This window comes from Verrucomicrobiia bacterium (assembly GCA_026414565.1).
GTDB lineage: Bacteria > Verrucomicrobiota > Verrucomicrobiia > Limisphaerales > Fontisphaeraceae > Fontisphaera.
In genome coordinates this window covers 108806-131029 of record JAOAIT010000017.1, presented here as the reverse complement: position 1 = coordinate 131029, position 22224 = coordinate 108806, and the positions used below count along the sequence as shown (strand labels likewise).

22 protein-coding genes are annotated in these 22224 nt (G+C 56.8%); 10 read left to right on the top strand and 12 right to left on the bottom strand.

Features of this window, described 5'->3' with window-relative positions:
- On the top strand, positions 1–1053 hold a 1053-nt coding region (locus N3J91_04325; protein MCX8155666.1), incomplete at its 5' end, for an RHS repeat-associated core domain-containing protein.
- Positions 1054–1699: 646 nt separating this feature from the next.
- Here the strand turns inward: N3J91_04325 and recO are convergent.
- From recO to N3J91_04295, 6 genes are all read right to left on the bottom strand, one after another.
- The gene (recO, locus tag N3J91_04320) at positions 1700–2347 is read right to left on the bottom strand and encodes a DNA repair protein RecO (GenBank protein MCX8155665.1); all 648 of its coding nucleotides are present in this window, start codon (positions 2345–2347) and stop codon (positions 1700–1702) included.
- Between the two features lie 9 nt (positions 2348–2356).
- On the bottom strand, positions 2357–3016 hold the full coding sequence (locus N3J91_04315) for a DUF502 domain-containing protein (protein ID MCX8155664.1): 660 nt from the start codon (positions 3014–3016) through the stop codon (positions 2357–2359).
- Complete coding sequence (ybeY, locus tag N3J91_04310; protein ID MCX8155663.1) at positions 3013–3522, bottom strand: rRNA maturation RNase YbeY; 510 nt, start codon at positions 3520–3522, stop codon at positions 3013–3015. The genes N3J91_04315 and ybeY overlap by 4 nt, the downstream gene beginning before the upstream one ends.
- Entirely contained in the window at positions 3482–4447 is a 966-nt protein-coding gene (locus N3J91_04305) for a PhoH family protein (GenBank protein ID MCX8155662.1), read from the bottom strand. The genes ybeY and N3J91_04305 overlap by 41 nt, the downstream gene beginning before the upstream one ends.
- Before the next feature lie 6 nt (positions 4448–4453).
- Positions 4454–4954, bottom strand: coding sequence for an HIT domain-containing protein (locus tag N3J91_04300; GenBank protein MCX8155661.1), 501 nt, complete (start codon positions 4952–4954; stop codon positions 4454–4456).
- Positions 4955–5038: 84 nt separating this feature from the next.
- Positions 5039–5923 (bottom strand): TIM barrel protein, encoded by an 885-nt coding sequence (locus tag N3J91_04295; protein ID MCX8155660.1) that lies wholly within the window; start codon positions 5921–5923, stop codon positions 5039–5041.
- Positions 5924–6061: 138 nt separating this feature from the next.
- On the opposite strand from N3J91_04295, the gene N3J91_04290 reads away from it, so the two are divergent.
- From N3J91_04290 to N3J91_04255, 8 genes are all read left to right on the top strand, one after another.
- Complete coding sequence (locus tag N3J91_04290; GenBank protein MCX8155659.1) at positions 6062–6604, top strand: DJ-1/PfpI family protein; 543 nt, start codon at positions 6062–6064, stop codon at positions 6602–6604.
- A gap of 33 nt (positions 6605–6637) precedes the next feature.
- On the top strand, positions 6638–6949 hold the full coding sequence (locus N3J91_04285) for an antibiotic biosynthesis monooxygenase (protein MCX8155658.1): 312 nt from the start codon (positions 6638–6640) through the stop codon (positions 6947–6949).
- The gene (locus N3J91_04280) at positions 6936–8105 is read left to right on the top strand and encodes an iron-containing alcohol dehydrogenase (protein ID MCX8155657.1); all 1170 of its coding nucleotides are present in this window, start codon (positions 6936–6938) and stop codon (positions 8103–8105) included. Before N3J91_04285 ends, N3J91_04280 begins: the two co-directional genes overlap by 14 nt.
- A 237-nt stretch (positions 8106–8342) precedes the next feature.
- Positions 8343–8498, top strand: coding sequence for a small basic protein (locus N3J91_04275; protein MCX8155656.1), 156 nt, complete (start codon positions 8343–8345; stop codon positions 8496–8498).
- 82 nt (positions 8499–8580) lie between these two features.
- Positions 8581–9300 carry an rRNA pseudouridine synthase gene (locus N3J91_04270; protein MCX8155655.1) on the top strand — a complete coding sequence of 240 codons (720 nt, stop codon included), beginning with the start codon at positions 8581–8583 and terminating at the stop codon, positions 9298–9300.
- Complete coding sequence (locus N3J91_04265) at positions 9297–10334, top strand: SH3 domain-containing protein (GenBank protein MCX8155654.1); 1038 nt, start codon at positions 9297–9299, stop codon at positions 10332–10334. Before N3J91_04270 ends, N3J91_04265 begins: the two co-directional genes overlap by 4 nt.
- A 21-nt stretch (positions 10335–10355) precedes the next feature.
- Positions 10356–11240 carry a bifunctional 5,10-methylene-tetrahydrofolate dehydrogenase/5,10-methylene-tetrahydrofolate cyclohydrolase gene (locus N3J91_04260; GenBank protein MCX8155653.1) on the top strand — a complete coding sequence of 295 codons (885 nt, stop codon included), beginning with the start codon at positions 10356–10358 and terminating at the stop codon, positions 11238–11240.
- Positions 11241–11276: 36 nt separating this feature from the next.
- Positions 11277–11732 (top strand): hypothetical protein, encoded by a 456-nt coding sequence (locus N3J91_04255; protein ID MCX8155652.1) that lies wholly within the window; start codon positions 11277–11279, stop codon positions 11730–11732.
- Between the two features lie 69 nt (positions 11733–11801).
- On the opposite strand, the gene N3J91_04250 is transcribed toward N3J91_04255, so the two are convergent.
- Entirely contained in the window at positions 11802–13025 is a 1224-nt protein-coding gene (locus N3J91_04250) for a glycosyl transferase (GenBank protein MCX8155651.1), read from the bottom strand.
- A gap of 1456 nt (positions 13026–14481) precedes the next feature.
- Here N3J91_04250 and N3J91_04245 point away from each other — a divergent pair.
- The gene (locus N3J91_04245; GenBank protein MCX8155650.1) at positions 14482–16518 is read left to right on the top strand and encodes a hypothetical protein; all 2037 of its coding nucleotides are present in this window, start codon (positions 14482–14484) and stop codon (positions 16516–16518) included.
- Here the strand turns inward: N3J91_04245 and N3J91_04240 are convergent.
- The 5 genes from N3J91_04240 to N3J91_04220 all read right to left on the bottom strand — a co-directional run bounded on the left by N3J91_04240 (position 16501) and on the right by N3J91_04220 (position 22221).
- Positions 16501–19155, bottom strand: a complete 2655-nt coding sequence (locus N3J91_04240; protein MCX8155649.1) for a hypothetical protein — start codon at positions 19153–19155, stop codon at positions 16501–16503. The genes N3J91_04245 and N3J91_04240 overlap by 18 nt on opposite strands.
- A gap of 139 nt (positions 19156–19294) precedes the next feature.
- Positions 19295–20026, bottom strand: a complete 732-nt coding sequence (locus tag N3J91_04235) for a hypothetical protein (protein MCX8155648.1) — start codon at positions 20024–20026, stop codon at positions 19295–19297.
- A 39-nt stretch (positions 20027–20065) separates the two neighbouring features.
- Positions 20066–20578: a hypothetical protein gene (locus N3J91_04230; protein ID MCX8155647.1), complete on the bottom strand. Its 513-nt coding sequence runs from the start codon at positions 20576–20578 to the stop codon at positions 20066–20068.
- A 176-nt stretch (positions 20579–20754) separates the two neighbouring features.
- Positions 20755–21489, bottom strand: coding sequence for a hypothetical protein (locus N3J91_04225; GenBank protein MCX8155646.1), 735 nt, complete (start codon positions 21487–21489; stop codon positions 20755–20757).
- Positions 21490–21891: 402 nt separating this feature from the next.
- Positions 21892–22221 carry a PAAR domain-containing protein gene (locus N3J91_04220; protein ID MCX8155645.1) on the bottom strand — a complete coding sequence of 110 codons (330 nt, stop codon included), beginning with the start codon at positions 22219–22221 and terminating at the stop codon, positions 21892–21894.
- Positions 22222–22224: the final 3 nt, after the last annotated feature.

The following is a 22224-nucleotide window of genomic DNA, read 5'->3' as shown; positions in this document are numbered from 1 at the left end:
TCTCCTCTGAACGACGCTTGCAACGAGGGCGTGTTGCTGGCGACGGTGATTCATCATGGGCCGGATGCGGGGGTGTATTTTCCGGTTTATGATGGGAATGGGAACGTGATGGGGTATGTGCGGGGGGCGGATGGTTTGTTGGTGGCGCAATATGAGTACGGCCCTTTTGGCGAACTCCTCCGCGCCACCGGCCCCCTCTCCCAGACCTTCAACCCTCTCTTCTCCACCAAATACCTCGACTGGGAAACCGGCCTCTACTACTACGGCCATCGCTACTACAATCCCACCACTGGAAGGTGGCTATCCAGAGACCCCATCGGGGAAATGGGCGGAATGAACTGCTACTTGTTTCTCGGCAACGAACCGATTGGTGGCAACGACTACCTTGGTTTGTGGGATACAAGAATTCACCTGCATGCTACTCAGCGCTGGGCAACACAGGTTGGGTATCCATCCGAGGCTGCTTTGGCAGTGGCAACGGCAGATGAAGCAGTTGACAGCGAACAATCTTACATCACAGAGCCAGGCACGCCGTATCATTTTGATCGCAGTCTGAGCATGGGAGGCAGTGAAGATACTCGTGACACGATGTATAAAAAGCACCTCAAAAATGCGCAAGACGCCTGCAACATGTCGCTGGGCAATGATGATCCCAAGAAGGCTGCGAAAGAACTGGGGACAGCCTTGCATCCAGCGCAAGACTGGGTGGCTCACGCAGATCACAACAAGCGACGGCTCGGCAGTTTCAACAACCTTAGCGACAGACACAACAATTCGAGTCCAGTAAAGGGAGCGTGGAAGTTTCCTGATGACCCTGACCTAGACGTCAAAGGGTCGGCTGATGGGCGAGCAACCTTGTCTGTTTTGCATTTTGTTTACGAACGCAATTACGAAGTTGGAGGCTATGTAAGGCGAGACTGGGCGGACTATGAACCGGGCCACAAACGGTTCAAGTTAACCATGGACAGGACGAAGGCTTCCATGACTGGGTATCGGGATTTTGTTAAGGCAAATGGTGGATGCAACTGTAAGAAGTATTTTGGGGTCGAATAGCCGTTATGACAAAAAACTGTCGAACAGTCTGCGTGACCCTTTTGGCGGGGGGCATGGGTGGGTTTCTAACGGGTTGGGCCATTCCGCTTGTGCTTGACTGGCTTCCGATGAGTTCGCCGATTCGGGGAGGAATTAATGCGTGTTTTGTTGGCATTGAAAAAATGGCCTATAGAACGGTGAAGCTGCTCAACACTGATGCTTCGCCTGATAACAGCATTGTCTATGTGTGGATTTCATTGGCTTTGAGCGGGGCACTCGTTGCTTTGAGCGGATTGTTGGTTCTCCGTCTTTTGAGGTCTCGGAATCTGCGGCAACAGGGCAGTTCTTGATATTGGCAACGCAAGCTGCCCGGCTGTCCCGCACAAAAGGTGAATAGGAATCAGCCGCGCTCAGGCCGCGGCGGGGAGGGTCGGCCAAACGTGAAAATGCTACCGCGCCGGTCTAGCAGTGTGGGATAACGGTGGTGCAGTGGGCTGGGGCGTAGGGAGATGATTAGCAAGCTGGTGGCAGGAGGGAGGCTTTGGCGGGGGCGGGAGCCGGCACGCGGGACGCGTGCGCCCCCCGAGACCAAGGGGAAATGCGAAATGCAAAGTGAATAATGCAGAGTGGAAGGCGCGCGCGGTTGATTCTCCAAATGATCTTGGGTTCAGGTGGGGGGCTGCCACGCGCCGGGGCGTTGGGAGGGGGGATGGAGGCCGGCGGATTCGATTTGGCGATAAAGGAAGCGGTTGGCTTCCTGGATTTGGGCGGGGGTGAAACTGAGGCGCGGCAGTTGTTCCCAGGGCAGAGTAAGGCAGTGTTCCAGCAAGGCTCGCGTGCCAGGGGAAAGAGGTGCGGCGTTCCAGTCGGGACCCAGGCCGAGGGCGGCCAGAAGCTTTAACTCCCAGGCGGCCATGGTTTGAGGGCGCGGGGGATGTTGGGGGAGGGCCAGCAGGAGGGACTGGAGGAGGTCAAACAAGTCGGGCACGGGGGTTTCGCGCTCAATCAGGCGCTCAAGGAGCGCGGCGGCGTACACAGCCTGAGTGAGCAGGCCGTAATCGCGACGCAGGGCGGCGTGGGTCTGGCGCAGTTCCACTTCCCGCAAGGTGTGGAGATCTGAGCGGCGGCTGCGGGCGAAGCTGAAGTGCGCCTGATAAAACAAGTCCAGTTTGCCGCGAAAGGGGGAGTTGGGCCGGCGGGCGCCTTTGGCCACGGTGGCCAGATGGCCGGCCTCGCGGGTGAGCCAGTGCACGATGAGGCTCGTCTCCGTAAGGGGATAGGTGCGCAAGACGAGGCCGTGGGCGCGTTCTTCCATGCGCACAGGCTATTTCAACTTTTGGAGGGAATCCTGCTGGGCCTCCGGAGAAAGGGAGCCCAGGCTGATGACGAATTTGATGGCCTCCTGGACGGGCATATTGATGCGATGGAGGCTGGCAGAGGGGACCAGCACGATGAAACCGCTGGTGGGGTTGGGGGTGGTGGGGACGAAGACGCTTTGCAACGGGCCGGAGTTGGGGCCGGAGATTTCCGGCTGGTCATTGGTGATGAAGCCCAGGGAATAGACGCCCTGCCGGGGGTACTCCAGCAACACCACCTGCTTGAAGGAGGCCCGCTGGCCGGAGAAGGCCTCATTGACCTGTTTGATGGTGCTGTAGATTTTATTGATCAGGGGCACGCGCATCATGAAGCGATCGCCCATCTCAAGGAGCTTGCGGCCGATGTAGTTTTTGGTGAGATGGCCGATGCCGGTGATGATGAGCACCGCCAGCAGGAGCGCCAGCAGGCTGTAATACCAATAAAGGGGGCCATGGCCGCCGTCTTTATGGGTCCACTCGCGCGGCAGAAAAATGAGCAGGGTGTCGGTGATGCTGGTGATGTTTTTAATGATCCACACGGCAATCATGAAGGAGACTGCCGCAGGCAGAATCACCAGCAGACCAGCCACAAAACTGGCACGCCATTTGGCCAGGAGGGGATGTTTCATAGGGGACTTCCCAGACGTTTGACGGAATGCTGCGCCAGCAGCCAGCGCAGGGCGCGGTTTTCCGCGGCTTTCATGCGCCGGCGGGCCGCCGGGTTTTGGTCATCATGACCGAGCAGATGCAGCACACCATGGATGAAGTAGCGCATCAGTTCCTCCTGCCAGGCGCAGGCGTATTCATGGGCTTGTGCAAGCGCCACGCGGGGGCAGATGAAAATTTCGCCGTAAAGCCAGCCCGGCTCGCCTTCGCTCAAGTCAAAGGTGATAACGTCGGTGGGGCCGGTGTGGCCAAGGAAATGCTCATTCAACCGGGCCATGCGGGCGGAAGAGACGAGGTGCACGCACAGGTCGGCGGCGGCGCCGGGCGCCAGCCGGGCCACGATGAGGGTGGCCAGGCGCTTGAACCGGGCCGGGTTGATGCGCCGGTCCTTTTGCTGATTGCGGAGGGTAACCTGCACGCCCAACGGCTCACGCCGAGACGCCGGTGCCGCGGTGTTGTTCGTAGGCATGGATGATGCGCTGAACGAGGGGATGGCGGACAACGTCGCGCCGCTGGAATTCCACCACGGCCACGCCCTCCACGTGCTTGAGGGCCAGGCGCGCCTCCAGCAGGCCGCTGGGCTTGGATTTGGGCAGATCAATCTGGGTGGGGTCGCCGGTGACCACGGTCTTGGAGCTGTGGCCCAGGCGGGTGAGGAACATGAACATCTGCTCCATGGTGCAGTTCTGGGCCTCGTCCAGGATGATGAAGGCGTTGTTCAAAGTGCGCCCGCGCATATAGGCCAGCGGCGCAATCTCAATGGTGCCGCGCTCCATGTGCCGCTGGATTTCCTCCGGGGGCAGCATGTCCATCAGGGCATCGTGCAGGGGGCGCAGATAGGGGGCGAGCTTCTCCTGCAAATCCCCGGGCAAAAAGCCGAGCGCCTCGCCGGCCTCGACGGCGGGCCGGGTGAGGATGATGCGGTTGACTTTCTGCTCGCGCAGGTGCCAGACGGCCATGGCCATGGCCAGATAAGTTTTGCCCGTGCCGGCGGGGCCGACGCCGAGGGTGACATCGTGGGTGCGGATGGCCTCCAAATATTTTTTCTGTCCCAGCGTTTTGGGGGTGATGTTGGCCTTGCGGGTGGAGGTGACGATGCGGTCGCTCATCAGGCTTTTGAGGGCCGAGGCGCCGTCCTCGCTGACCACGTTCAGGGCGAAGGCAAACTCCCGGTTGCGGATGTGGCCGCCGGCCTTGAGGGAGTGTTCCAGCATCTCAAAAAGCTGTTTGGCCTGGCGGACCGACTCCGCCTCGCCCTCCAGCTTAATCCAGCCCTCGCGGGCGGTGGCTTTCACGCCGAGGCGCTGCTCGAGGGCGGCCAGGTTGGCTGGATCGTTGTTGAAAAGCTGTTGCGCCAGGCGCGCGGTCTCAAAATGCAGGGTCTCGCTGGTCATGCTGCGTCATTCCGGGATTTCGGCCAGGGCGGCGCGCAGCCGGGCGGCAATGTCCGCCAGGGCCTGCGGCACCACGGAAGTCTGGCCGATAACCGGCATGAAATTGGTGTCGCCGTTCCATCGGGGGACGACGTGGATGTGCAGGTGCTCGGCAATGCCCGCGCCGGCGACCTTGCCGATGTTGATGCCCACGTTGAAGCCGTCCGGGCGCATCACGCGGCTGAGCGCATTCATGCAGCGGCGGGTCAGCTTCATGAGATCCGCCAGCTCCTGGTCGCTCAGGCCGTTGAGGTCGGGCGTCTGCTTGTAGGGCACCACCATCAGATGGCCGCCGTTGTATGGGTAGGCGTTGAGCACGGCATAACAGGTGCGCTCCCGCACCAGCACATAATTCGCCTCGTCGTCCTGGGATTGGGCGATGCGGACAAAGAGAGACTCTCCTTCTCCCGCAGGGGGTTTGGGAGCCAGGATGTACTCAATCCGCCACGGCGCATGTAACACGTCCATTACCCTACGCTACCCAATATGGCGAACCTTGTCAAAGACGGCCGCCGCCGCGGCCGCCGGGCCGGCAGCCCGGCCCTAGGGGGATTAGACATCGCAGATTTGGATGGCCTGGCGCAGGGAGGCCAGCGGATCCCGCTTGGGCACAAATTCCTGGCCCACGAAGCCCTTGTAACCGGTGGCCGCAATGGCCTTCATGATCGCCGGATAATTCAGCTCCTGCGTCTCATCTATCTCGTTGCGCCCCGGATTGCCGCCGGTGTGGTAATGCGCGAAATACTGGTGACAGGTCTGGATGGTGCGGATGATGTCGCCCTCCATGATCTGCATGTGGTAGATGTCATAGAGCAGTTTGAGCCGCTCGGAGCCTACCCGCTTGCACAGCTCCACGCCCCACGCGGTGTGATCGGCCATGTAATCCTTGTGATTGACCTTGCTGTTGAGCAGCTCGAGCACCACGGTGACCTTGTGTTTCTCGGCAATCGGCATCAGCCGCTTCAAACCTTTGACGCAGTTTTCCAAACCTTCCTCGTCGCTGACCTTGTAGTTTTTGCCCACCCGGTTGCCGGAGAAGGTGATGATGTTGGGGAAGCCATACTGGGCCACCTTGGGAATGGCCTGCTCGAAACCGGCCAGGAGCTTGTCATGATGCTCCACGCGATTCCAGCCGTAACCAATGCTGTCCGGGCCGTTGCACATGGCGCAGGTGAGGCCGTGTTTCACCACCGTGGGCCATTCGCTTTCGCCGAGCAGCTCCACCGATTCGATGCCCATGGCCTTCACCGCCACGCAGAACTCCTCCAGCGGAATTTTGCCATAGCACCACTTCGAGACGCTGTGCCGGATGTTGCCCTTGAGTTTGGCGGGGGCGTCGGCGGCCGAAACCGGCAGCAGGGCTGGCGCGGCGGCAGCCACCAGGGCGGCTCCGGCGGCGCGATTCAGAGCATTGCGGCGGGAGATTTTCATAGTCATGTATGTTTTGTTTTTGTGCTCTTCAACTTAGACGTTGGCCGCGGCGGCGTCAATCATGCCCTTTGACGGCAAGGCCAGCCGGCCAGGCCCCTCTTTCTGGGCCATTGCCAGCGGCGCAGATTTCATTATGCTGGGGCCATGTCCAAACGCGTGTTATGCCTCTTGGGGCCGGGCTTTGAGGAAATCGAAACGCTCACCCCGGTGGACCTCTTGCGCCGAGCCGGCATCGAGGTGGTGGTGGCTTCGCTGACCGGCGAGCCGTGGGTCACCGGCCGCTGCCATGTCACCGTGCGCGCCGATGCCGCCCTGGCGGACGTGGAGGGGCAGTCCTTTGATTTGCTGTTCATCCCCGGCGGCCCGGGGGTCAAAGGCCTCCGCGCCGATGGCCGCCCCGCCCGGCTGGCGCGGCAGTTCGTGGCGGACGGCAAGCCGGTAGCCGCCATTTGCGCCGCCCCCACCGTGCTGGCCGATGCCGGCCTGCTGGACGGCCGGCGGTTCACGGCGCATTTCTCCGTGCACGCCGAGCTGCCCCAGGCCCTGGCGGCGGAGAAAGTGGTGGTGGACGGCCCCGTCATCACCTCGCGCGGGGCGGGCACGGCGCTGGAGTTTGGACTGGAACTGGTGCGGCAACTGGCCGGCGAGGCCGCCGCGCAAGATGTCGCCCACGCCATCATGTATTAATCCGGCACGCAAAGCTCATCCTGTCCTCACGCCATGAGTCTGCTCGTCGTTCACGTGCACGTCCACGTCAAACCGGAATGCGTGGAGGCCTTCAAGGAGGCCACCCTCGCCAATGCCCGTGCCAGCCTGCAGGAGCCGGGCATCGCGCGTTTCGATGTGGTGCAACAAGCCGATGACCCCACCCGCTTTGTCCTTGTCGAGGTCTATCGCACACCCGAGGCCCCTGCCGCCCACAAGGCCACCGCGCATTACGCCCTCTGGCGCGACACCGTGGCGCCCATGATGGCCACGCCGCGCTCCAGCGTGAAATACGCCAACCTCTTCCCGGCCGATGGCGGCTGGTAACATGCGCTTTGAGTTTGCCACCGCCGGGCGGATTCTCTTCGGCTGCGGTTGCCTGGGCGAAGCCGCCCCGCTGGCCAGGGCCTGGGGCCGGCAGGCGCTGGTGGTGACCGGCGCCCATCCCGAGCGCGCGGAGCCGTTGCAACACCTGTTGCAGGCCGCCGGCATGACCTGCACCTTCTTCCCCGTGGCGGGCGAGCCGACGGTGGACCATGTGCGTCAGGGCGCGGCCGCTGCGCGCGCGGCCGGCGCCGAGGTGGTCCTCAGCTTCGGCGGCGGCAGCGCGTTGGACGCCGGCAAAGCCATCGCCGCCCTGATGACCAACCCCGGCGAGTTGCTGGATTATTTGGAGGTAATTGGCCGTGGGCAGCCGCTCACCGTCCCGCCCGCCCCGTTTCTGGCCATCCCCACCACCGCGGGGACGGGCACGGAGGTGACGCGCAACGCCGTGCTGGCCTCGCCGGAGCACCGCGTCAAAGTCAGCCTGCGCAGTCCCCTATTGCTGGCCCGCGTGGCCGTGGTGGATCCAGAGCTGACGCGCGACCTGCCGCCTTCCCTCACCGCCACCACGGGCATGGATGCCCTGACCCAACTGATTGAACCTTACGTTTCCTGCCGCGCCAATCCCCTGGTGGATGCGTTATGTGAAGAAGGACTGCGGCGGGTGGGGCGCGCCTTGCGCCGCGCCTTTGCGCACGGCCAGGATTTGGACGCCCGCACGGACATGGCCCTGGCCAGTCTGTTCAGCGGCATGGCCCTGGCCAACGCCGGGTTGGGCGCCGTTCACGGTTTTGCGGCGCCCCTGGGCGGCAGCTTCGCCGCTCCCCATGGCGCGGTTTGCGCCGCCCTGCTGCCGCACGTCATGCGGATCAATTTGCAGGCGGCCGACACGCGCGCCCCGCAGCGTGCTGTCCGCGCCCGCTACCAAATCGTCGCCCGCCTGCTCACCCAAAATCCCGCCGCCGAAGCCGAGGACGGCATCCGCTGGGTCCAGGAGCTTTGCCGCGACCTGGGCATCCCCCCGCTGCGCACTTACGGCCTGAGGCCGGAGCATTTCGCGGAAATATCTGAAAAAGCCGCCCAGGCCAGCAGCATGAAGGCCAATCCGCTCCCCCTGACGCCGCAGGAACGCCTCGCCATCCTCGAAGCCGCCTATTAATTAGTATTTAAATCAGGCAACTCCCTGCATGTCCCCCGCGGCTGGCCGGCAAAGCTTCCGCAGAGCAAAAGCGGTTTCCGGCCGGGAGAAATCTTGGGCAGGGGGCGTTAAGGGCTTGCGTTCCCTTGCAAAATATCCGTTGGCAGGGCAAAGTCAGTTGTGCTACAAACGCCCCCCGCTTGCCAGGGGCCGCAGGGGGCCGGGCAGGCCACGATTGAACCGATGGATTAAGATTTTATGTCGCAACATCGAAGTCTGCGCGCCGCCGCCACCACCGGCGCCAAACGCAATGTGCTCAAACGCTACGAGCGGGTGGAATTGCTCAAAAAACGCGGTCAATGGAAGGAAGGCGACCGCGTCACCGGTCTGCGCAAGACCAAGCCGCCGGTCTAAGCGGCATCTTGCCGGCTCAGAGCCGCTCCACGGCCCGTTGGCCCTACAGGCTGCCGGGCGGCGGCGGTGCCGCTTTTAACCAATGCTGGTGCGTCTGCAAAAATGGCTGGCCGATGCCGGCGTGGCCTCGCGGCGCGCCAGTGAGGCCATCATCCTGGAGGGCCGCGTCGCGGTCAATGGCGTGGTGGTGCGCGAGCTGGGAGCCCGCGTGGACCCCGCCGTGGCTCAGGTCACAGTGGATGGCCAGCCCGTACGGCCCCGCCGCAAGCTGCATGTGGCGCTGCACAAGCCGCCCGGCTACCTCTGCACACGCCAGGACCCCGAAAACCGCCGCACCGTTTTTGCCCTGCTGCCGCCCGAGTGGCGGCACCTGTATCCGGTGGGCCGGCTGGACCGGGACAGCGAGGGGTTGATGCTCCTGACCAATGACGGCGAGTTTTGCCTGCGCCTGACCCATCCCCGTTACGGCGTGCTCAAAAAGTACCACGTGCTGGTGGAGGGGCGGGTGCCCTACGATTTGCCGGCCCAACTGACCCGCGGCGTGCGCGATGCCGGCCAGGTTTTGCGGGCCCACCGCGCCCGCGTGCTCGAGGCCCACCAGCGCCACAGCCTGCTGGAAATTGAACTCAACGAAGGAAAAAACCGGGAAATCCGCCGCCTGCTGGCCCGGCTGGGCTGGTCCATCGAGCGGCTGGCGCGGGTGCAAATCGGCCCCCTCAAACTGGGGGAGCTGCCCCCCGGCAAATGGCGGATGTTGACACCCGCCGAGATTCGCTCTCTACTTGCCCAGGCAACGATATGAAACGCTCATCACGCTTTTTCCTCAGCGGTCTGCTCCTGCTGGCTTTGTCCGCCCCCGCCCTGCGGGCTGATACCGCCCGCGACCCGGACATTCGCACCGCCCGCACCGACCGCATCAACGTCCGCGGCCAGCCCTCCACCACCAGTGAAGTGCTGGGCCAGTTGAACACCGGCGACCGCGTTACCGTGCTCGAGGTCGTGCGCGTGGACAAACCCAAGGCAGGCGACTCCACCAACTGGTTGAAAATCGCCCTGCCGCCCACCGTGCCCGTGTGGGTGCACAAACAGTTTGTGGACACCAACAAAATGACCGTCAACGCCGCCCGCCTCAACGTCCGCAGCGGCCCGGGCGAGAACTTTAGCATCGTGGGGCGCGTGGAACGCGGCGAAAAACTCAAGCTCATCCGCCAGAAGGATGAATGGCTGCAGATCGCCCCGCCCATGGGCAGTTTTGGCTACGTGGCCGCGGAGTATTTCACCGCCCCGGCGCCCCCGCCCGTCGCAGTCACCCCCCCGGCCCCGGTGGAGCCCACCCCGCCTCCCGTGGTCACGCCGCCCCCGGTGGTCACCCCTCCGGCCACCTCGCCACCGCCCACCGTGGTGGTCATTACGCCCCCGGTGATCACCAATCCGCCCACCACGGTGACCCCGCCGGCGCCCCTGCCGGACTTGATCAAGGAAGAAGCGGAAGCCAAGGAGCGCAACCTCGCCAAGATTCGCGGCTATCGCGTGCCCCCCACCGGCCCGGCGACCAATCTGGTGGTGGAAGTGGAAGCCGCCCCGCGGCGCATCGTCACCCGCGAAGGCCTGGTCCGTTACACCGTCCACCTCAACGCCCCCAGTTGGTACGTGCTCGAGTCGCTCGACACCCGCAAAGTCATCAACTACCTCCACCCCGCCACCACCAACATCGTGCTCGGCCAGTACCGCGACAAACGCGTGTTGGTCACCGGCGAGGAAGGCTTGGACCGCCGCTGGCCCAACACGCCCGTCCTCCGCATCCAAAAGCCGGAAGACATCCAGCCCGTCGAGTAATCCCGGCCCCCTTTTGCCGCTATGACCAATCTGATTGACGGCCGTGCCATCGCGGAACAGTTGCATCAGGAAACCGCCGCCCGCGTCGCCGCCCTCAAGACCCGCGGCGTGCAGCCCGGCCTGGTCTTTGTCCGCGTGGGCGAAGACCCGGCCTCGCGGGTTTATGTGGGCATGAAAGCCCGCATGAGCGAGCGCCTGGGCATTCGCTCGGTCACCCATGTCCTGCCGGAAACCACCACCGAGGCCCAGTTGCTCGCGCTGCTGCAGCAGTTGAACGGCGATCCCGCCGTCCACGGCATCCTCGTCCAGGCCCCCCTGCCCAAACACATCCGCCATCAGGTGATCTACGCCGCCGTGGCCCCCCACAAAGACGTGGACGGCTTCCACCCCGTCAACGTCGGCAAGTTGATGCTGGGCGACACCACCGGCTTCCGCCCCTGCACCCCCGCCGGCATCCAGGAATTGTTGATCCGCTCCCAAATCCCAACTGACGGCGCCGAAGTCGTCATCCTCGGCCGCGGGGAGATCGTCGGCAAACCCATGGCCGCCATCCTCTGCCAAAAAGCCCCCCACGCCAACAGCACCGTCACCCTTTGCCACTCGCGCACCCGCGACATCGCCAGCCATTGCCGCCGGGCCGACATCCTCATCGCCGCCATCGGCGTGCCGCTCTTCGTCAAGGCCGACATGGTCAAACCCGGCGCCGTGGTGATTGATGTGGGCGTCAATCGCATCCCCGATCCCACCGCCAAAGACGGCACCCGCCTGGTGGGCGATGTGGACTTTCCCGCCGTCCAACCCCTGGCCGGACGCATCACCCCCAACCCCGGCGGCGTGGGGCCCATGACCATTGCCGTCCTCATGCAAAACACCGTCCGCGCCGCCGAAATGGCCGCCGCCCAATAACCTCAACCCCCTCCCTGGCTGCTTTTGAAATAAATCATGGAACCCACGCGCATCCTCCCCGACCTGCAATGCTCCCTCCTGTGTGAAGACATCCGGCAGGAGGCCAACGGCAACTTCATCCTCGTGGGCGTCATCAACGCCATCGTCGTTCCCGCCCTCCCCGTCACCGCCGGCCGCGTCATCTTCTTCAACCGCTGGACGGCCGGCCTCGGCCGCTTCCGCGAAACCCTGCGCCTGGTGGCCCCCGACCAGGCCACCGTCCTGGCCAAACGCGAAGTGCTCTTCGAATTGTCCCACCCCAACGGCCACGCCATCAACATCGCCGTCCTCCCCAACGTCACCTTCAACCTCCCCGGCACCTATTTTGTGGAAGTGCTGGTGGACGACGTGATGAAAATTCGCTACCCCGTCAACCTGGTGGTGCTCCCCCCGCAAAGCCAGGGCCCCGGCGGCCCCGCCGCCGCTCCCGGCATGCCCCCGGCGGAAAGCTGAGCCCCACGGCCAGCCTCCCGCCGCGCCCCACATCCGCCCCCTCCACCACCCGTCGCGGAGCGGCCGCGCTCAAGACGCCGGCTCGTCATTGTCCTGCTGCACCGCCTGCCGCAATTCCTCCAAAAAATTCGGCAGCGCCGACATGACCCGATTCCAATTCGGAATGAGCGGCGACCAGAGCGGATCGCGCTGAAACGCCTCGGTGGCCACCCGTATGCTGCGCACAAACATGGCCACCGCCTTCTCCTCCTCATGGCGCGGATATTCCAGACCGTTGAGCGCCGAATCCGCCGCGTAAAACCGCAGGCTGTCCTCCGCCTGCCGCATGTAGGCGCTCAGCAGCGTATCAAACAGGCCGGCATCCAATTTGATCCCCTCGGCCGCCATGCGCCGGTAAAGCGACTTCACGATGTCCACCGCCATCTTGTTCAGCCCCTTGTCCTCGTCGCGCGGCGACAACTCCTGGTGCTTGTGATCATAATTATCGCACAGCTCCGACTGGCAGATGGCCCGCGGCGCGGAATTCCGAAACACCTCCGCCAACATCCCAATTTCCAGCGCCCAGTCATACGGAATCCGCACCCGCCGGCACAAATCCAAATCCAGGGCCATCTCGCCCGCCAGCGGATACCGGAACGTGTCCAGATACACCAGAAACGGATGGGGGCCAAGAATGCTCTTGAGCGCCCGCAACAACGGAGTCACCAGCAGCCGCATCACCCGCCCGTTCAGCCGGTCACTCACCCGCGCATAATAGCCCTTGCAAAAATCGAAGCCCAAACTCGGATGCGCCACCGGATAACACAACCGCGCCAGCAGCTCCCGCGAATACGTGAGAATATCACAATCATGCAGCGCCACCATCGCCGCCTGCTCGCTGGCCAGCACATAGCCAAAACACAGCCACACATTGCGCCCCTTCCCCGTCGGGCCGATCGACAGCTCCGCATCCTCCAGCCGCGCCAGCAGCCCCTGCATCCGGGGCCCGTCATTCCACAAGAGCACCGGCTTCTGCGGCAGTTGCGCGAAAAAACGCCGCGCCCGCAGCCAGTCCCGCCGCCGCGTGGCGCCGTCAATCCCCACCACCACCTGCCGCAAATAATTCACATTCCGCAGCTCGCGCGCGATGATGCGCAGCGCCCGCGTCCCCACCTCCCGAATATGACACGGCAGCACCAGCGCCATGGGCGACTCCTCCGCGAACTGCCGCAGCTCACTTTCCAACCGGTGGAGATTGGGCGTCCCCAGCCGGTGCAACGTGGCGATGGCGCCTGTTTGAAAAAAATCAGCCATACAATCGCTGCTCCTGCGGCGCTGCAAACCGCCCCCTCGGCGGCCCTGCCTGAACTTCCAGCTTGAAACACCATTCTCCCGTCGCCCACCCCACCAGTCAACCCCCAATTCCCCCCTCCTACCAAATTAATTACGATGTAATAAAACCCCTTGGAGGAGAAAGCATGAGGAAAAAGTCGAAAAAACGGCCGAGCTAAAGCAGATTGACACCTAAAACCGATATAATAGAATTGTAGCTTTGATTTGGCTGCTCCGAATTTAAAGCCCCCCAGTAAAGGAGCCGCCGGTTTGTACCGGGCACCAGCCGCAGCAGGATAATCTGCAATTCCCATGCTTTCGCTTTGCTAAGCAAATTCTATGAAAAAATGGCTGGTAACCATGGACGGTCCTCCTTTTTCGACTGTAATAACTGCCCCCCTTGCAAATTCCAAGCACCACATGATAAAGGTCATCGCCGCTGAAGTTCTAATTTATTTCGTGGACACGTTAATGGGCTTAATGTTAGACATAGGGGTGTAAATGTACCGTTGTTTTTAACAAACCGGAAAATCATGAACGGCCATGACAGCCATGACCCGAAAGCCAAGCGTTACCGGTTAACCTTCGAATCAAGGATTTAACTTCTTTTAAGCCTTTTTCTGAAGATATCGCTGAAATTACAACACAAGCGTCGCCGTGGTGCTAAGAATCAATGTTTCTTAAAAATGGCTTTTCACCCATCCAAGGCCTTTCCAATTTTTCCGCCAATAGGGGCGCAAGAGCCTCAATATAGCTTACAAACTGGAACACCGTCTTTTTTTCGCAGGGTAGCGCGTGTTCTTGTGGCCCATTATTTGTGGAAGAGAGCGTGGAGGACTGCATCACGTGAGACGAGACAAACGCTGACATCATTCGGGCGAGCTCATCCACTGCGCCCCTATCACCTTAAAAACAGGTTGGATGTCGCAGCAAAAAACATCCGGCTGCAGGCTGTTACCCAAACACCGCTCCATGGCCTTGGAAGTACCAGCGTAAACCAAACAGACTTGACTCTGCGGTCTCAGCCACAAGTGCTCCAGGCGACTAATTTGCCTCCAAAGGAAGAGCCAGCCTCTAATTTGAATTGGCAGCAAGAAACGCGCCGATTCCCGCTCCGTCCTGCCACCAACAGGCTCTTTCAACCATTCCAAGCATCGGTTTATAATCAACCGCCACGCTTGCCAAACCCGGCCAGAAGGTGGGTGAGTCCATTTGGGTTTACACCGTCGCCGAATTACCAACATCAAGTCTTTTTCAAATCAGTTTTTATTGTTGGTAATGGCCCGGCCCCTTCACGGTGTGCGGAATCCACAAGCGAAATCCATTCTGCGCTGGTGGCCACCTCAACACAAAAGCACAAATTATCCACTTCAAAAATAACCTTATCGCAGATGGCTGTGGTCAAAGATTTACTTGTGTTATTGATTAGACTAGCAGTATGAATGACTGGGAAGCAGTTCCATTGGTAGCGGAGTGGGCCTACCATCCCCTGCGGGTATGCGTATTGGTGCGAAAACAGCCAGATGATTCAGGCGAGTATTTTTTCAAGCTGCGCGAGTGCATGGATGGATTCTGCTACCTTGGCTGCCAGACCGATCGAGCCGGAAGGATTCTCAGCTTCTTGGAGGTTTGGGTTCAATATGTCAGCCGTGTTCAAGACATGCCGGAATACCTGGCCTGCAATTTGAACAATCGGTTGCTGGATGAACAATGGCAGAACGTTTTCAAAACTTTTAAGCAATTGGACCCCGCTAGCGTAATCGAAACCGGTTTTGAAACAGTTCACCCTCCCGGCATATGGTTCTCACCACAAACAAGGCGCTTGCAGTATATTCAAGATGCCGAAACCGGAAAGCCATGGAGCCTCTGCGTGGACAACCAACTGCTCAAGCAAGCGGGGCTGCCGGAGTTTGACCATTCGCTTGAGCGATTTATGTACGTCCCAGGCAAAGGAGAGGAACCAGTATTTTTAGCTTTGGAAGAGGGTGGAAATGTTCATCCACAAATCCAATACACCTCCCAGTTAATTGCGGCCGATTTTGTACCCTTTAATCCGCAAGGAGGGTTCATGTTCTGTCGCTTATTGAGAGGGGTGGCCCTTGAACATTACCTTGATTTTTTATCAGGCAAACTTCCGGACTTACCGGATTACAATGCGTTAAAACTCGCTGTACCAACGGCAGCCCATCTGACCGAAGGAGTTGATGTTATTTCACAACCCGAATGCAGTGCGTCGCTAAATGCCGGTCAATCATCAATGCCAAAGCAAACCCGCTGGGGTGTCAGCCATGCTTTTTTACATCAACCAAACACCCCGACACACCTCATCGAAGTACTTTACCTCAAGCTCTGCGTAATGGCCTCCGCCCTAAGAATATTTCATGACGCAACGCGTATCATGGGAGCGCCATTTCTTAATATCTCCTTGAACAGCCTCAGGTTAGGGCTTAACTCCGTCAATACTGGCCTGCCTCTTGCCTGGACAGCCCACGTGACCCTGGCGAGGGCGGGCCAGGCCCGCATTATCAAAATTGGAGATGCCGCGATTAAGCATTTTATTCGCACTGGAGTTGTAGATGCCAGCGATTTTGTTCCGGCAGACATTGGTTCCGTTTACAGCGGCATGGGCTCCTTTTCCGTGGTGAATTTTGAAAAGCGAGCTCACGACGGCAAATGCGTTGTGGAAGGTGTGTTAAGATTGCCAGAAAAACCAATCTCTTCATCTTCTCGCGACCTGCTCTTTCTCACGTTGTCCGCCAACAACCGCAAACTAAACTTGTTAGCCGATATTGATTTGTGTGCCCCCACTGCCACGACAGGACATTGGTCTTATCAAGTTACGTCCAAACCTCAGTCATTGGCCATTGAATGGGAGAAGCTTCTGGGCAAGCCAGGGGGCAGTTTCTTCCCTCAGGCACGCATTCGGCTTCTTCCCAACCTCGGCAGCGGCTACGACTTATACGCCTGTGGCCTCTTGTGCCTTCGGTGCCTGCTGGCACACGATAGCCATTCTTTATTCTCCACACTTGAGCACCTGCACAACCTTGCGGAGGAAGTATCCAAAAATATTAGCCGCCCACTAGAATTGTCTCAACGAATCCACCACTTGCTGGAGGAGGAACGAAATTCATCACACCCTGAGAGCTCAACAGGGGGGTTACGCTGGCTCTCGACGCTGGGCCCGCATCGTCTTCTTGTAAACGAACTTGATATTGCTGACGCAGCGAATGCCACGCCTCTAAAGCTATGGTCACGATGTCTTGCTTTGGCTTTGCGATTGTTTCCCGGTTTAGTTCCAGAAAGTTATGCCCGCGACTTTGGTGATGGTGACATAGAAGCTCCGGAACTTATCTATCGCCAACCATTGGAAGATTTGGACAAGATTATGACCGACACCCGAAGGCTACTTTTGAATGATTGGACGCTAAATCGCGAGGTACACCAAGCGATTACGGCCCTACTTGGGCATAGGTAGAATAACCAACCGCATACCTGCGTTGGTGTTTGCCATACCACCTCCTAGGGTGTACTCACTATTATTAGGATTGACTCGGGTCCACCGATAACTTAACTTACCTTTCTCTGAATAGGCGTTGATTTTATGTAGCCACTCGAAGGGCCAGGCATCAATTCCTTCTAGATTTATTGTCGTCCTATTCTGATTTTTAATGTTCGTTATATTGTCCTCCCTTCCCCTCACTGCAATCCCACACCACTGGGCCTGTGTTGTATTTAATAAATCATATTTCCATTGAAGATCTCTGGGTGGTATATTCGTGTTAAGGATAGCACAATATTGTGCCGCGTCTATAGGACTTATATTATGCACAGCATTATTCTCAACTTTCTCGTAGGTGTTCGTCAGTTGTGATGGGTTCTTAATTTGAGCAGGCAAAACAGGGATGGCCTCCCCACCGATAACCTTCTTTAATAGCTCTATACCCTTCTTATACTGCTCATACGTTACCTTTGCTTTACCAACCCATGCCCCATTAGTCTTTATATCATCCCATTTGCCTCCCCCTGGCAACCCGTCCACCCATACGAATATCATGCCAATTTCATTTGTCCATAAGGAATCTAAATACCGGCTTTCCTTGGGCTCCGTTTGCTTTACCGTTACGAATATTATATTTGTTGCCGACCATACTCCATCTGAGGCTGTTATTATTACCTTTGCATCTCCAGCAGCCAAAGCGTTAATTACTACATTTCTCTCTCCATTGTCAAACGAAAGCTTTGCCGAGCAGATGCCCTCCGGTTGTGTGATGACGTTGGTATTAAAAATTTTCTGTTGGTCATCATTGAATGTCACTGGAAGGTTTGTTTCGATTAGCGAATCCATTATTAAAAAAACATTCGTGGTAGCATTAATGATTATTGGACGTTCATTTTTTTCAACTTTGATTGAAATGCGTGCCAATTCGGAGGTGTTTCCGTATCCTTTTGCTCTCCATGAAATATTCTCATATCCCCACATATCCTTTTTAGCGTTATAAGGAATTTCTGCTATATTTCCTTCCAAATTGAAGTTTCCATTAGTTTCAAAGTTGCCCAATTTTGTCTCCCCGATTAACTCATAAACAAGACCATTGGTTCGACTGCTTCCAACCGATATCTTTATTACACTACTTTCTCCTGCAAGTACGGTTGTTGTTGCATTGGATGCAACGATCCATGGCACGACAGCGATAGTCACCATTGAGGTCAATGATGTGTTGCCATTTCTTACGTGTACAGAAAGAATATTTGTCCCCATTTCTTTTCCATTTATGGTGACCTCTCTATTGCCATGAGTTACTGCCCTGTATTCCTTTGTATCATTGTTCTCAAGCTCTATTTCGTAATCTGTCATTTTATTTCCATCCGAATGCATAATAGAGAATATTATATTTGTACTACCATTCTCAACAACTTTGACATTATCAGGGATAGTTATGACTTGCGTGTCTGTGACCCATATAGGCATATTATTTGTTGTCCTCCACACTCCATCATCGATTATAAACCGAAGCCAGTGCTCACCTGCCCTTGATGGAGCGGTTAATAAAAAATAATATTTATTTTTTTGGATTTCACCTGAGTCGTATATTTCATTAATTTGGAATGAATTAACTTGCCATGTAAGATTCGTTTTATTTATAACCCGTTCATCCTCCAGCTCGATGTGGAATTGTTTAGTCTCGTTGACTTTTATTTCTCTTGGAATTGTATGATTGACCATCCTTGGTGGCTTGTTACTTTTTATAATCACATTTAAACACTCAGTTCCTGAAGTGCAATTTGAATCAAACGCCCTGATGCAAAAACTGTCACACATATCCGAAGAATATATAGGACTGTGGTATCTAATATTTATGAGACCATTAACAACACGGCCAGTCTTGTCAGCAATAATACCACGTTTTGGTTGTTGGACTATTTCGTATGATAGGTTCTTTAATTCCGATTTTACCATGATACTTATATCTAGTGTTTCTCCCTCTAATGCGGTTATATTATTCAGCTTTTGTAGCGCAATGGCTGGGCTCACCCTTACACGCAGGATATTTGAGTATGTGCCCTCCCCATGGATAACGCATATCGGGATCTGATATTCCTCCACATTTGTAAAGCATCCGGCTCTTGGACGAATAATGTTAGTTAACTGAAGTGAATATCCATCAATAAGGATCGGTGAGGCTGTTTTCGTTTCCAGGTAGAGGTTGGTGAAAAAACTAATGGAAATATTGCTAATCTGCAGCATTTTGGAATCTCGCCTGCGGATCTTGAATGATATTTCATGGCTTGCCCCTTCGGTAAGCTCATATAGGTCAGCCAAGCCAACAAATTCAAGCGCTGCCACTCCCATCACTTCAATCTCAACTGTCTGTGAACCTACCATTCTTTTTCCCTTCTTGCACTCAATGCGATATTTGTGGCGGCCAGGAGGATAATTCGGAGCCTTAAACACACAATCATAAATGATCCGACATAGTTTCCTGTTTGTTGTTAGAACGCCGAAGTCGGTTTCCGCTTCGTTGGGAAACTTAATCTGTAGGACTTCACTGTTAACTAGCAGCCCCTTTACTTCACATCGAAAATTTACCTGCTCCCCCGAAACAACAGTCATAAGCGGTGGATGGACTTGGAACCGAACATCAGTTAAGAAAATCCAGAAAATGCACCCAAACAACAAGAGGCCGATTGCGCCGCCTAGTATAGGGAGCGTATTATAAGACCAGCGAGGCTTATACTGGCGAGCAAACTGCTCAAGCCGTTGTTGATTGGTGGTAGCCATGGTTGCAAAGTTGATTGCACTTTTGGAACCAATGCAACGCCTGAGCTTTGGTGAAACGCCTTTTACGCAGGTCGCTGAGTGAACTCCACTCCTCTTCCGGATTTAAGGATTCGTCAGGAAGCGGCTGGCCTTTTATAAGAAGATAAATTATTTTAGCCAATGCCTGCAAGTCATTGCCTATCACATCATCCATATTAGCATGTGCAGGCAGTGGCTTTAGATCCGACAAGACATAACGCTCACGTTTTAGCCAAGTTCCCCGCTGATAAAAAACAGTGCTGGTCTGTAGGTTCCCATGTCCGCGGGGTGGACTCGATTTCCTCATTAATTCGCTGAGGCCAGCGAGAACATCCGAGACCACAGTATAAATACGCGTGTGATTGCAGCCGGAGGTAACCCAGTCCTCTACCGTGCCGCGAAACCGGTCAGTTACGTACCAGATGCCACGCTCGTCTTCATGGAAGTAATATATTGGGGCCAGGTGCTTTGCCCCCAGCAAAACTACCTTCTGCTGACACTTGATGGCCTCAATGACTCGTTCCGCCTCGGTCTCACCCGCTTTCAAACCTTGAGGTAACTGCTGCGACCGAATTGCAAAACGTAATAATAAACGATTTTGTCTCCCGTGATCGTCACGGTGAAATACCTCGAAGCCCTCAGGCACCTCCTTGGATATGATGTATGGTTCAAACAAATCGCGCACGCAGTTGCTATGGCCTTTGCAGCCGACAAAATCTATGGGTTATCTTTGCGTCGTAATCAGCGCAGCCGCATCACGCACAACTTCGACATTGATCAACTCTGCCTTTTTGTATGCTGGATTTCGCAGGTCAATAATAGACATGCGAATATCGCTTTGCATATTTTTCTTTACCACCTGTCGATTCAAGTCTGCCAATATGACTAGGTGGGTGACTCCATAATTCCTGATCCATTTACCCCACTCAGGATCTTGTGAGCGCAATTGAAACTTTTCCCCCTCAGGCAACTTCAGTTCACGAAGCAGCCCTTTCTCCTTAAAGGTTTGCCGCAATCCCTTGGGATTGTCAAACCATTCGTCAACGTTCATGGATTGCACCTTTTCAACCATGGCCAAAGGGACTGCCACCAGGTCAACCTCAATTTGCCCCACATTTTTCTTCAAAATGCATACATTAAGCGGTTTAGGTTTGGGAGCCCTCGCGCAACCGCCGGTGAAAATGGCGACCAAGGCCATGTTTAGGCAAATGACTGCCCAACTCATTAATTTTTTCATATTTTTGATTTTTAATGTTATTTTGATTAGCCTAAATTCCCTAGTGAAGCAATTGAAGGCCACTGTCAAGCTCAAATATTAGCCGCTTCTCAAGCTGCAGGTCCCGCAGCAGAAACTTCTGTCCAATATTCACCATCTGTGAAAAAGAGCGTCGTTTCTTAGCCATCAGATTTTGGTCAGGGTAATCCACCCATGAGGCCGGACGAACCCCAAGGACCTTTGCCCTGCCCTACATCGCAACCTAAATCTAGAAATGGTTCAACATTCTTTGCCATCTCTCTCCGTTGTTCCAGCGTCAGGCTTAAACCATCAGGCCCCATATCGGGCACTTGTGAAATCTCAGTTAAGCTGGTCGCCGGCAATTTTTGAACCGGCATTTTCATATCCGTCACCAAGCCAGGGTCTATCGCGGGTGCTTTTAGGCTTGGCGAAGGAGGTAAGATTCCTCCACTGGCTGGAATTGGTTTGCCAGCCTGCGCGGCAGCCAGCATCACCGCCCCTACAACCGCTTGGGCAGTTAATCCAGCACCAGAACCAGCCCACGCCGCACTTTGCGCCGCCCAAGCGGCGGGCGTCTGAAAACCGGTTTTCGCAGCAGCTTCGGCGGCAGCCTTTTGCCCCTCGGGGGTCGGATTCATCGCCCATTGCTTGGCCGCGTGGAGTGCTTCCCCATCGGCAGTGTTGGCGGGATTCGCCACTCTTTCCGCACTGGCACATGCCCACGTAACGGCCTTTTGTTCCGGCAAACCATACGCCAGTGCCTTAACTGCGTCATACGAAAGCTGCTGCTGATTGAGTGCCCTAGCCTGCTCACAGGGCGTCCGGCCCAGCTTTGCAATCTTTCGGGCTGTGGGGCTTAAGTAGCCCCAATCAGGCAATGATTCAGAATTTTCTGCTGCTGAAGCAACCATTTTAAGTCATATCAAGAGTCACTTCTTGCATAGGCCAAATGGTGGGTATTTTAGCTAATTGAATTCATGGGCACACCCGTTATTCTAGGTTGTTTGTGCAATCTTCCCAACCGTACGCCCAAGCATGTTGCCTGCGCTGCAGACCGCCAGAGCATTCCATTTTCATAGTTGATCCATTTGACTCATCTACAAACAAATGAGGGAAAGCATCGTAAGCTTGGGTACGGTCCACCCTACCGAGAGGACCCTCCCAGCTCTTCACAATAAGGCTTGACCATATTTCTCGGCTATTTTTTTAATTTCCGTCCAAAAATGAGACCTCTCTTAAAGCAGTTTGCTCAGGGCAAATGGCACTTTACAAACAAATGCTTCCCTCTAATCATCCGTCCCTTTTATCATGGCCTAAGCGGCTCTGCCGCCAGTCGCTCCCGCTGCATTTCCAATCAATACCGTTGGACAACCGCTCACAATGGCCCCACCATGGGCAGTATTATCTCCCATTCGGGCGGCCATCCTGTTTCCAATTAAAACGGTAGTTGAACCTCGAATTATAGTGTCGGGTGGCCCCACGCAAAGGCACATATCTCCCTGACAGGCAGCAGGACGGCCACCAATAAGCACGTTGGCAACGCCGGGGCCCGTTATTGGTCCTCCAACGTGTGGAATAGGCGGTGCACCCGGGTTCACCATCGGACATGTGTGCATATCTCCAATTCTCGCAGCTGGGGGCATAAC